The following is an 11,388-nucleotide window of genomic DNA, read 5'->3' as shown; positions in this document are numbered from 1 at the left end:
CGCTTTGTAACAACACGCCTCAGGAGGCGTCTGCTGTGCCCGGTAAGGACTCCGGCGGCTGCGGAGCGAAGCCACGCAGGCCTACCACGTGAACGTGCTCGCTGTTCTGGAACACTTTACGCACCAGTTTATAGGTTGTGCCTTTTTCCGGACTAATATTTTCCGGTGCCGCAATAATGAGCTGCATATCCAGACGTTCGCAGAGCTCAAACAGCGTGGCGATGGAGCGGGCATCCAGACGCGCTGCCTCATCAAGGAACAGCAGACGGCATGGGGAAATATCTTTGCCGCGCAGACGACGCGCTTCATCTTCCCAGCTCTGCACCACCATCACCAGAATCGACATCCCGGTACCGATAGCTTCACCGGTCGACAGTGCGCCGGATTCCGCACGCAGCCAGCCGTCTGAACCACGGTTAACCTCAACTTCCATCTCCAGGTAGTTACGGTAATCCAGCAGCTCTTCACCGATGGTTTGCGGCGTACGTTGCCCCATATCAATCTGCGGATTCAGACGCTGATACAGCTTCGCCAGCGCTTCGGAGAAAGTCAGACGGTTGCTGTTAAACAGATCCTGATGCTGTTCATGCTGCTCAGAGAGCACATCCAGCAGCGTAGAGTGCGCTTCACGGACGTTTACATTCAGACGTACGCTGTTCACCTGACCAAACGATACGCTCTGCAACCCCTGGTTCAGCTGGCGAATACGGTTCTGCTCGCGCTGAATGGTCTTGCGGATGATGTTCGCCACGCTACGGGAGCTGATAGCCAGCTTCTGCTCACGGGAGGTCAGCTCTTCCGTCAGGCGCCCCAGTTCAATTTCCATCTGTTCAATGGCTTCGACCGGATCGTCGGTACGGATGATGTCCTGACGAATACGCTCACGCAGATGCTGGTATACCGCCACGAAGAACTGAATTTTACGCTCAGGACGCTTCGGATCTTCAGACATACGCAGCACATCGCGCAGATGTTCGTTATCGGCCACCGCCAGACGCAGCGCACCCAACGCCTTATCCGACATGGATCGCAGTTCATCAGCAGAGAGGTACGCCAGTTCACGACGATGCAGACGGCGTTCAACATTATTGTCTTTCACCATGCGCATCACCGCGCACCAGCCAGCCTTCGCAGATACCACCTGCTCACGCATTTCGTGATAGTCGCGCTCCAGCTTGCGCAGGCGGCGGGTCAGGTTATCCATCTCCGCTTCACAGAAGGTCAGCGCTTTTTCCAGCTGATTACGACGCGCACGGTTATTGCTCAGCTGGGCATGCAGCTCATCACGACGAACACGCGCCCGCTCTTCTGCCCCGCTGTCGGCACGGACGCCGATATCCTGCAGCTCTTTTTGCAGATCGTTTAACAGCTCTTTCTTGGTATCAAAGGAGCTTTTTAGCGAGGCCAGAACCTGGTTGTACTGGTTCAACTGGGCCGCGTGGCTACGCATCGCTTCACGGGCACGCGTACGTTCTGCTTCAGCCTGCTCAAGGCGCTGGCGTAATTTCTCGTTCAGATCGCTGTTACCGCTCAGCATTTCCGCCGAGTCAGAGTAGCCGAAGTGAGCGCGACGCTGCACCACTTCCGTCAGGGCAAACGCCTGCTGGCGTGCTTCACGCTGCACCTGCTGGGACCAGGCATAATCTTCTTTTAGCTGCTCAAACTGCTCTGGATCGCTCTGAAGCACCGAAACGACCGGCTCCAGCTTCGCCAGCTGATTACCGTGTTGCTGCACGAAGCGCGCAGCCTCCTGCGCTTCATCCAGACGTTCCTGGATTTCATCCACACGGTCAGCCAGCGTATCGTCCGCCAGCAGATTCAGACGCGGCAGAATGCGGTTAAGGGCAGCAACGCCCTCTTTCGCCTGTTCAAACTGAACGCGGCTCTGCTGGTTGTCATTTTCATGGCTGGCAATTGCGCGCTCAAGCTCGCCACGGCGGGTGTTGAGCTTGCGAATTTCCGCTTCCGGCTCAGCCTCAAAGGCCACTCCCAGATGGCTACCGATAAAGCGGCTAAATGCCTGATGCAGGCGCTGGGTTTTCTGCACGTCAAACGACAACGTCGCAAAACGTTCAGACAGTGTTTCACGCTCAGCGTGCAGGCTCTCAATACGACTTTCACGCGCGGCGCGGCCGAACAGAGGAAGTTCCGGGAAGCGCGAGTAACGCCACTGACGATCAGCGATTTTCACCACTACCGCTTTTTCCAGCTCGTCAACGCTGAACACGCTGTCATCGAACGACTGCGGATCCCCTTCGATCAGATAGAGATCTTCCGGGCAATCTTCCAGCCCTTCGAGCTGTTCGGCAATCAGAGACAGATCCGGCACCACAATCGCGTTACGCGACGGGCCATACAGCGCGGAGAAGTACGGCGCATCGTCCAGACCCACGTCATCATAAATTTCTGACAGCAGTACGCCACCGAAACGCTCCGCCAGCGTATTCAGGCGTGCATCTTCCGCACCGCCCGGCTGGCTTAAGCGTTCAATCTCTTCGTCAACCTCGCGCTTGCGCGCGCCAACTTCATCACGCTCAACAATCGCCTCGCGCTCGCGCTCAAGCAGCTGTTGCAGATATTCGGTCACTTCCTGGCTGGATTCGAACGTTTCACCGCACTGTTCGCTGAGCTGGTTCAGGCTGCTTTGCGCCGCCAGCCAGACGGGTGCGCGTTGCAACAGCGTCTGCGAGCGGGACTGAAGCTGCTCCAGCTCCTGACGCAGCGTCATCCGCTGTTCGCTGGCGCTGGATACTGTATCGGAAAGGGCGGCGATACGGGCTTCAAGCTCCTGGTGCAGAGCCTCGAGATCGTCAATATCGTAATGTTTACCCTGACGCTTACAGAACTCGACCAGCAGACGCTCGGCCTCCTGCTGCTCGCGCAGACGCTGTTCCAGCTCGTTCAGACGCATACGCAGCGGTTGCACCTGTTCGGCCAGATGACGCTGGTTGACGCCGTCGCGCAGCAACTCGCGGGCTACGTCCCACGCTTCGTTTCGCGCCAGCGGGCCGTTAATCGCCACCACCAGCTGATAAGCTTGTTCAAACTGGCTGTGCGCGGTCTGCGCGACGCTCATTTTCTGTTCCAGGGAGAGCAGTTTTTCCGTGGCTTCCTGCTCTTTCGCCTGGAAGGTGTCCAGCCATTCATCGGCGCTGTCCGGCGTCAGGTCAGGCAGATGGCATAGCTCTTTCGCACGCTGCAATGCCTGCAGGGCCTGGTTGTACTGAATTGCACGCGTCTGCTGTACGTCTAGCGCCTGCTGGTAATCGGCGAGCTGGCTTTTCAGCTCATCCACTTCCAGTTCGGCGGCTTCGGCACGCGCTTCGTTCTCTTCCTGCATGTCGGCGGCTTCGGCCACCACTTCGTTTTGCTCTTCGAGACGAATTTGCAGTTCATCGAGATCGGCTTCGTAGCGCTCGATTTTTTCCTGCTGGCGCAGCGCGGTCTGAACCAGGTTCAGGTGATCGCTGGCGGCCTGATAATCGGCTTCCAGATCGCCTTCAGCCCCGTTGTGTTCGCCCAGTTCACGGGCCATTTCAACGTGCTTATACTGCTCGGCCACCAGCTGTTTACGGGAGGTGAACAGCTCGCGGCGGTACTCTAATGCCTGATCGAGATGCACGCGGCGCTCGTTGGCGTGACGCATATAATCCGCCGCCACATAGTTGGTGGCTTCACTGATCAGGTGTTTAAACAGATCGCGGTCAGACTGGGTAACGCGAATCGCTTCCAGCGTCATGCGGTTTTCACGCAGCGCGGCTTCCATGTCCTGGAAGGCCTTACGCACGCCGCTGTTTTCCGGCAACAGGTAGTCGCGCAGGGAGCGGGTAATGGCGCTGGAGATCCCGCCGTACAGGGAGGCTTCAATCAGACGGTAATATTTGCTGCGGTCGGATGCGGTACGCAGACGACGCGCCACCACGCCCAGATCGAACATCAGGGAGTGGTAATCGGTAATTGAGTTGAACTGCTTGAACTGCACGCCTTCGATAGCTTCGAGCTTGTCTTTCAGCTCCTGCAGCGTCAGTACGCGCGCCTGGCGCTCATTGAGCGTTTCCGTCAGCAGCGCCGTTGGCTGCATTGAGGTTGGCAGCCCCTGAATCGCGAACGGTTTGATATCCACTTTTCGATCGCGACCGGCGACCTGCTGCAGACGCACGCCCACCACCACACGCTGGTGACGGGAGTTAATCACATCCAGCACCGAATAACAGACGCCAGCTTTGAGCTTACCGTGCAGGCCTTTATCGCGGGAGCCGCTTGTCGCCCCCGCTTCGGTGGTATTACGGAAGTGCAGCAGCGTCAAATCAGGGATCAGCGCCGTCACAAAGGCCGCCATGGTGGTGGATTTACCCGCACCGTTACCGCCGGAGAGCGTTGTCACCAGCTCATCGAGATCAAAGGTTCGGGCAAAAAAGCCGTTCCAGTTAATCAGCGTTAGTGAGCGAAATTTACCGCGTTCAATCATTACTCTTCCTCCCCGCTATCCGGCTGATTGTCTTCAGGCTCGTCATTGAGCTGCAAATGGTTTTCCACCGGCATCGCCTCACCGTCGCGGATCATGCGAAGCTGCGCTTCACGCGCGTCGTCGCCCGCACGCACGTCGGCACCGAAGCGGAAAACAGATTCCGTAATGCGGAATTTGCTGCTGTCGTGGCCCATAAACCAGACCATCCCCAGACGACGCAGACGGTTCAGAGAAGAGCGAACTTTTTCCTGCAATTTCTGACGATCGAGATCCGACCCCGTTGAACGGTTGTTCACAAGCTTCAGCAGCTTGTTTTCGTCTGCCAGCGTCAACAGCTCATCGTAAAGCTCCTGCTGGGTGAAGATCCCTTCATTTGCCAGACGTTCCGGGCTGAGGTAGAGGTAGCACAGAATTTTGCCGACCATCATATCCAGCTCGGAGAGCACGGAGCGCGGAATAAGCGTGGTGGAACGCGGACGCAGGTAGAAGAAACCTTCCGGCGCGCGGATAAGCTCAACGTTATAGCGTGCGTAAAACTCTTCCAGATACTCCTGGAAGTCCATCAAAAAGGCGTGATTATCCAGCTCGTCGAGGCCAATATGACGACCGGCACGCAGCTGGCTGTCCAGCGCCGGAAATAACGGATTCGCCAGCGCCTGTGCCAGCTTTAATGGCATCACTTGTTCAATATTTGTCAATGACATGCGCCTGTACCTTGGCTCCGTAATCGTTAATCGGCTGCCACTTCGGCGGCAGTCCGGTGAAATCTGCTTGCGCGATACCCAGGCGAACCGCCTGGTCTACCACAATGCGGGCAACGTCGAAGTGGCGCGCGCGAGGATATTGCGCCAGATAGTCGCGCACCACGAGACCAAGATCCAGCGGTACCTGTCTGGTTTTGTAGACAGCGAGCTGTTCTTCGATCATGGCCGCAAGTTGCTCACGAATTTCGTTGAATTCTTCGTACTCCAGATCCGGTGGCAGCTCACCGGTTACCTCTTCATCACGCAACGCCATCTCTTCGTCACGCATATCGAGCAGACGATCGGCATTGGCGTAGGTTAGCGCCCACGGCGCATCGAAGTAGGTTTGAACAGACTGACGCAGACGCTGAGCAAAGACGCGGTTTTTATCCATATCGATGGCGGTACGGATAAATTTATGTACATGACGATCGTAACCGATCCACAGGTCAATCGATTGCTGGCCCCAGCTAATGATGCGATCGAGCTTGCTCTGCAAATCAAAGACCAGACGGTCGATAAAATGCAGATCGTCATGTGCCATGGTCGCATCCTGAATGCGCAGCAGGTTGGCCTGGAGTTTATCGCCTGCAGCCTCCAGCGTATCCTGCAGTTCACGCAGCGTGCCGGAGGTTTCCGACAGCAGCAACTCACAGCTGGAGATGGCCGCACGCCAGTCTTTATTCAGCAATTGCGCGATATCATCTTTCACCTGCTGCTGCTGTTCGTCCATCAGACGCTGGGTCAGATCGATACTGTCAAAAATCTCCGCTACCGAATATTTCAGCGGCGCGTAGACGTTACGGTGCCAGTGGAATTCATCACCGTTTTCATCCGCAGCATCGGCTGCACGCTTGAGTTCACCCGCCACAATGGAGAGCTGCATGGAAAGACGCAGCGTGGAAAACTCACGCTGGCGGATGTAGTAATCGGTAATGCCGATGCCCAGTGGCGTCAGTCGATAAATGGCGTTACCTTCCGCCTGCTCGCTGGTAAAGCGGTTCAGCAGACGTTGACGCACCATATCGTTGATTGCGTTGTTGGCACGCACGCTAATGGTTTCGCTGGTTTGCTCAAACGCATCACTCACATGGCGGAACGCATCCACCAGTTCACCCTCGCTCATTTCGCCATCGAGCCGTTCGCCGTTCAGCGTGGCAACCGCCAGCAGGAAAGAGAGTCTGTCTACCGGCAGCGAGATGGAGAAATCATTTTTCCTGGCCCAGGCAACCAGTTCGGGGACTGTCTGGGAAAATTCACTCATAGGTTATCCTTGCATCTGCGGCTTGTGCGCGGTGACGTGAATATAGCGGCCAAGACTGATAAACGGTTCCTGACGGCAATACCGCGTTTCTAATTCTGTTAAGGTGTCAAAACAGTCACGCTGTTTGTGTTTTTCACGCAGATAATCATGAAACACCCTGACGCCCGTCTTCCCGGTTATCTGCCAGCCAATCTCTTCCAGCCAGCCGTAAACCTGCTGGGGATCGCGCGGATAGTCCGGGGAAAGCGTGCGCTTTTTCTTTTTCGGCATTCCGACCTGAACATAGTCGAAGTTGCCCGCAACCATGTTGTGCATCAGGAAGCCGTTAGCATTGTAGAACATCAGCGACAGCGTACCGCCCGGGCGTAGCATCGACCACAGGGTTTGTAACACGCTTAAGGGATCGGCTACCCATTCCAGCACCGCATGAAACAATATCAGATCAACCTGTGTTTCCAAATGCTGTGCGATGTCCTGAGCGGCGCATTGTACAAAATGCATGTTGTCGCTCACACCTTTCTCCTCTGCTGCACGCGTGGCACGCGCAACCATCTCAGCAGAAAGATCGCAAAGTGTGACGTGATGACCGCGCTCAGCCATTTTTATGGCCGTCTGCCCTTCACCGCCTCCGGCGTCAAGCACGCGCAACGTTTGACCGCCATACGTGGCCAGAATGGTGTCCAGATCCTGCCAGAGGATCGTCTGACGTAACTGCCCTTTTGTGGTGCCGTATATGTTGCGCGAAAACTTTTCCGCGATGTCATCAAAATTGCGATCCCGCATTGGGAGAGTTCCACTCGCTAACTGCAAAACCGCTATTTTGTCACACCCGCGCGGAGAATGAACCTCTCTGGTGTAATATCACGGGTATTCGCCTGCTATATGGTTAAAAAAGGAACCAAAAAGGATGCTTTTTACCCTGAAGAAATACATTGGAGGCATGATGCTTCCCCTTCCGCTACTGCTGCTCATCATCGCGCTGGGGCTGGGGCTGGTGTGGTTTAGTCGCTTTCAGAAAAGTGGCAAAACGCTGATCACCTTCGGCTGGCTGGTACTGCTGCTGCTGAGCCTGCAACCCGTCGCAGACAAACTGTTACGTCCCATCGAAAACACCTACCCAACCTGGCAGGGAAACCAGAAAGTGGAGTACATCGTGGTGCTGGGCGGCGGGTATACCTGGGATCCAAACTGGGCCCCCAGCTCCAACCTGATCAATAACAGCCTGCCGCGCCTGAACGAAGGTATTCGCCTGTGGCTGGCTAATCCGGGATCAAAAATGATCTTCACCGGCGCGCCAGCCAAAACCAACCCGGTCAGCACGGCTGAAGCCGGCGCCAGGGTGGCGGAATCCCTCGGCGTGCCGCGCTCCGCTATTATCACGCTAGACAGTCCGAAAGATACCGAAGAAGAAGCCGCCGCGGTGAAACAGGCTATTGGCGATGTTCCGTTCTTACTGGTGACATCTGCTTCACATCTGCCAAGGGCAATGATTTTCTTCGAAAAACAAGGTCTGCACCCGCTTCCCGCGCCGGCGAACCAGATGGCCATTAACGCCCCGCTCAACCCATGGGAACGGGTGATCCCGTCCCCAATGTGGTTGATGCATAGCGATCGCGTCGGCTATGAGACGCTGGGACGCATCTGGCAGTGGCTGAAAGGCTCCTCAGGCGAGCCAGGGCAGGAGTGATTTTGTCGCAAGGTCAAAGTTGGCGCGGTTGAAACGTCCGGTATTCACCAGCTGCGCCACTTCATCCCACAATAAATAAAGCCAGCGCCGCCAGAGAAACGCCTCCGCAACGGGCGCGCGCTGCAGATAGTGCCACAGCAAGCCTTCAGCGGCCGCGCTATCGCTGAGCCTGAACAGGTCATACTCGCGCGGAGCCCAGAGCATGACCCCTGGCCCCAGCATCGCCAGAAGCTGATCGCTACGAGAATCTTTAAGCATGCTACGCAGGGTAAAATTACCATGTATCAACACGCAGTTGTCGTTAAAGCCCTCAAACAGCGCCGGTAAACACTCCCGGGTGCGGAACAGGATACGTTTATCCTGCATGGTCAAGCCGGTGTTGTTGAACTGATTAAGCGTTCCCCACAGCACCTCCACCCGCTGGCGATACCACAGCGGCCAGAGATTTTCCTGAGTGCTGTCGACGGGTCCCACAAGGCCACGGCTATCCTGCCGGTGCCAGGCCAGCAGAGCCTCCACAATCTGGTCTTTCAGCTGTTCCCAGCGCTCCGGTGTACGCGCCGGGGCTTCAACGGATACTCCGCGTAAACGCTCAATCAGCAGAACATCCGGACCGGGGTGCTCTTCATGCGTCATCACCCCGTAAACCGTCGGCATACGCACGGTTCCTTGCCGCGCGAGCATTGAAATTTTCCAGGCAAGCTGCCTGGCCACACCCGGCGAGGTAAAGCTTCGGGCCATCAGCGGCATTGGGTTTCCCTGACTGTCGTACAACGACCAGAGCGCGGTATCTGCCTTTTCACTTACACATTCCACCCGGCTTAACTTCTCGCCAAGCAGGTGACTCAGTTCGGCACGCAGCTGTTCCATATGAGATTACCCCCATTAAGACTACTGCTTTTATAATGAGCGCGCAGGACGCAGATGTCACCCTGCGGAGATCAATTATGGAAAAGATAAGAGAAAATAAACGGCGGAGTGCATCCCTCCCAAAAGAGGGATGCCGCAAGGATTAACGCAATTCAGCGCGAACGCGCTCAAGATCTTCTGGGGTGTCTACGCCTGTACCAGGCACCTCTTCGGCGACGGCAACGTGGATCTTTTCGCCATACCAGAGCACACGAAGCTGTTCCAGCATTTCAATATGCTCCAGCGGACTCGGTGTCCAGGTTACATAGCGGCGAATAAAGCCCGCGCGATAGCCGTAGATGCCAATATGGCGCAGGAAGGTATCGCCAATGGTCTCTTTGGACACCGCAAAGCGATCGCGATCCCACGGGATGGTGGCACGGGAGAAATAAAGCGCATAGCCCTCCGCATCCGTCACAACCTTCACCGCGTTCGGGTTGAACGCTTCTTCCGCGTGGTGGATAGGTACCGCGAGAGTTGCCATGCCAACCTGACGCTGCGCCAGGTTTTCCGCCACCTGACGAATAATCGCCGCCGGGATCATCGGTTCGTCGCCCTGCACGTTAACGATTACCGTATCGTCGCTGAATGCGCATTTCTCAACCACTTCAGCCAGTCGTTCAGTACCAGACTGGTGATCGGCGCGGGTCATGCACACTTCCCCGCCTGCGGCTTCAACCGCACGCGCAACATCAGGATGATCGGTGGCCACGATAATACGGTCAGCGCCGGACTCACGGGCGCGTTCAAGGACATGCACAATCATTGGCTTGCCGTTGATATCTACCAGCGGCTTACCCGGCAGACGCGTTGAGGCGTAACGGGCAGGAATAATGACGACAAAGCTCATGGTTTGCTCTCTTCAGCCACCAGGGAACGGGCTTCGTTTTCCAGCAGTACCGGAATACCGTCACGCAGCGGGAAAGCCAGGCTGTCCGGTTTGCAAATCAGCTCTTGTTTGTCCTGGCTATAGTAGAGTTTGCCGTTGCACACCGGGCAGGCAATAATTTCAAGTAAACGGTGATCCATAGTTCCTCCGTATGGGTAATCGCTAAAGCTTATCACATTCCCTTTTCAGGGCGTGCCTGTTTCCCAGCCACTTCGACAGGATGTAAAGAGTCCGTCAGGCACGCGGCCCAGCGTCACTTCGCAGGCCTTCTGCCAGCAGGCGAAATCATTGATGGCGGATGTTAACCCTTTTTCCAGGGTCGCGGTTATCCTGACGCCCTCTTCCAGATACAGCGCAATGACCTCTAGCGTGCCGGTTTTACGGTGCATTTTGGCATCCATGCGCCCTACCAGTTGACCTTTGTGCAGCAGGGGCAAAACAAAGTAACCGTACTGGCGCTTTGGCGCGGGAGTGTAGCACTCCAGCCGGTAGCTGAAATCAAACAGCTGCTCGGCCCGTTTTCTGTCCCAGACCACCGGATCAAAAGGTGACAGCACCGCGCTATGGGTTGCCTGAAGTTTACCTGCTTCAGCTTGTGGCAGCAGCGGGAGTAAATCCGCATGCAGCCACATTTCGCCCAACCTCTCTACAGAGACCGGGATAACCCGCTGCTCGCGCTGCCAATTATCCAGCAACGGTTTCAGCGTGGGCTGTCGGAGACGGTAATAATCGGCCAGCCATTGCGGACGGAAAATACCCAGACTGCGGGCGCTGTTTTCAAGCATGATGGCTTCGGCTGCCTCCTGTGTGAGCAGGTCGCGCTCGTCGTCCCAGTGAGGCATCACCCGCTGCGTCAGGTCGTACACCCGTTGAAAATTACGCCGCTCGACTACCATCACCTTGCCTGATGTAAACAACCCTTCGAGATGACGCTTGTGCGGTTTCCATTCCCACCAGCCGCTTGCCCCTTTTCGTGGATGTTCAAAATCCGCGGAACGTACTGGCCCCTTTTCCGCGATATGGGCAATGAGCTGCTCAATTTCAGCCGCATGCTCGTGCATCCACGCCTGCCGGTATTTCCAGCCCATTTTTTCCGGGGCAAGCATACGATGGCGAACCAGGGCAAAATCGCTGCGGGGCAGGAAACAGGCTTCATGTGCCCAGTATTCCATCAGCTCTCCCTTGCTGAGCGCATCATCGAGCCACTGAGGCGGATAATTGCCCAGCCGGCTGAACAGCACCAGGTAGGGGCTACGAGCCACAATGTTGATGGTGTCGATTTGCAACAACGACATGCGTTGCACGGTAGTGAGGATATCGGCAGGCTGCGCGCGGCGACGGGACTTTTTAAGAAGTCCTTGCGCAGCAAGGTGCAAGTTACGTGCGGCTGAAAGCGAGAGTTGCGGTAAAGACATGCGTTTTCCTGTC

At 56.3% G+C, this 11,388-nt stretch carries 9 protein-coding genes; 1 reads left to right on the top strand and 8 read right to left on the bottom strand.

The window, feature by feature from the left end; all coding sequences use genetic code 11:
- Positions 1-19 precede the first annotated feature (19 nt).
- Genes mukB through cmoM form a run of 4 tightly spaced genes read right to left on the bottom strand, consistent with a single transcriptional unit; the run spans position 20 to position 7,258 of the window.
- Complete coding sequence (gene mukB / locus ACMWKA_RS01930; protein ID WP_414759948.1) at positions 20-4,468, bottom strand: chromosome partition protein MukB; 4,449 nt, start codon at positions 4,466-4,468, stop codon at positions 20-22.
- Positions 4,468-5,172 (bottom strand): chromosome partition protein MukE, encoded by a 705-nt coding sequence (gene mukE / locus ACMWKA_RS01925; RefSeq protein ID WP_414759947.1) that lies wholly within the window; start codon positions 5,170-5,172, stop codon positions 4,468-4,470. The genes mukB and mukE overlap by 1 nt, the downstream gene beginning before the upstream one ends.
- A complete protein-coding gene (mukF, locus tag ACMWKA_RS01920) occupies positions 5,153-6,475 on the bottom strand; it encodes a chromosome partition protein MukF (protein WP_013097295.1) in 1,323 nt (440 codons plus the stop codon). Before mukF ends, mukE begins: the two co-directional genes overlap by 20 nt.
- A gap of 3 nt (positions 6,476-6,478) precedes the next feature.
- A complete protein-coding gene (gene cmoM, locus ACMWKA_RS01915) occupies positions 6,479-7,258 on the bottom strand; it encodes a tRNA uridine 5-oxyacetic acid(34) methyltransferase CmoM (RefSeq protein WP_013097296.1) in 780 nt (259 codons plus the stop codon).
- 124 nt (positions 7,259-7,382) lie between these two features.
- Between cmoM and elyC the strand changes: the two genes are divergently transcribed.
- Positions 7,383-8,162 (top strand): envelope biogenesis factor ElyC, encoded by a 780-nt coding sequence (elyC, locus tag ACMWKA_RS01910; RefSeq protein WP_013097297.1) that lies wholly within the window; start codon positions 7,383-7,385, stop codon positions 8,160-8,162.
- Here the strand turns inward: elyC and ACMWKA_RS01905 are convergent.
- From ACMWKA_RS01905 to ACMWKA_RS01890, 4 genes are all read right to left on the bottom strand, one after another.
- Positions 8,139-9,032 carry a YcbJ family phosphotransferase gene (locus ACMWKA_RS01905; protein ID WP_013097298.1) on the bottom strand — a complete coding sequence of 298 codons (894 nt, stop codon included), beginning with the start codon at positions 9,030-9,032 and terminating at the stop codon, positions 8,139-8,141. The two genes, elyC and ACMWKA_RS01905, sit on opposite strands and share 24 nt — an antisense overlap.
- 142 nt (positions 9,033-9,174) lie before the next feature.
- Entirely contained in the window at positions 9,175-9,921 is a 747-nt protein-coding gene (gene kdsB / locus ACMWKA_RS01900; protein ID WP_013097299.1) for a 3-deoxy-manno-octulosonate cytidylyltransferase, read from the bottom strand.
- Complete coding sequence (gene ycaR, locus ACMWKA_RS01895) at positions 9,918-10,100, bottom strand: protein YcaR (RefSeq protein WP_013097300.1); 183 nt, start codon at positions 10,098-10,100, stop codon at positions 9,918-9,920. The genes kdsB and ycaR overlap by 4 nt, the downstream gene beginning before the upstream one ends.
- Positions 10,101-10,145: 45 nt before the next feature.
- On the bottom strand, positions 10,146-11,375 hold the full coding sequence (locus tag ACMWKA_RS01890) for a winged helix-turn-helix domain-containing protein (protein ID WP_058651193.1): 1,230 nt from the start codon (positions 11,373-11,375) through the stop codon (positions 10,146-10,148).
- Between the last annotated feature and the right edge of the window lie 13 nt (positions 11,376-11,388).

The organism is Enterobacter sp. 03-F-07-AD-ECC, assembly GCF_047530935.1.
GTDB lineage: Bacteria > Pseudomonadota > Gammaproteobacteria > Enterobacterales > Enterobacteriaceae > Enterobacter > Enterobacter cloacae.
This window is presented reverse-complemented; position numbering and strand designations above follow the sequence as displayed.

Bases quoted from the DNA above. Each gene is read 5' to 3' on its own strand.
- mukB (WP_414759948.1), bottom strand. From the start codon at position 4,468: ATGATTGAACGCGGTAAATTTCGCTCACTAACGCTGATTAACTGGAAC.
- mukE (WP_414759947.1), bottom strand. From the start codon at position 5,172: ATGTCATTGACAAATATTGAACAAGTGATGCCATTAAAGCTGGCACAG.
- mukF (WP_013097295.1), bottom strand. From the start codon at position 6,475: ATGAGTGAATTTTCCCAGACAGTCCCCGAACTGGTTGCCTGGGCCAGG.
- cmoM (WP_013097296.1), bottom strand. From the start codon at position 7,258: ATGCGGGATCGCAATTTTGATGACATCGCGGAAAAGTTTTCGCGCAAC.
- elyC (WP_013097297.1), top strand. From the start codon at position 7,383: ATGCTTTTTACCCTGAAGAAATACATTGGAGGCATGATGCTTCCCCTT.
- ACMWKA_RS01905 (WP_013097298.1), bottom strand. From the start codon at position 9,032: ATGGAACAGCTGCGTGCCGAACTGAGTCACCTGCTTGGCGAGAAGTTA.
- kdsB (WP_013097299.1), bottom strand. From the start codon at position 9,921: ATGAGCTTTGTCGTCATTATTCCTGCCCGTTACGCCTCAACGCGTCTG.
- ycaR (WP_013097300.1), bottom strand. From the start codon at position 10,100: ATGGATCACCGTTTACTTGAAATTATTGCCTGCCCGGTGTGCAACGGC.
- ACMWKA_RS01890 (WP_058651193.1), bottom strand. From the start codon at position 11,375: ATGTCTTTACCGCAACTCTCGCTTTCAGCCGCACGTAACTTGCACCTT.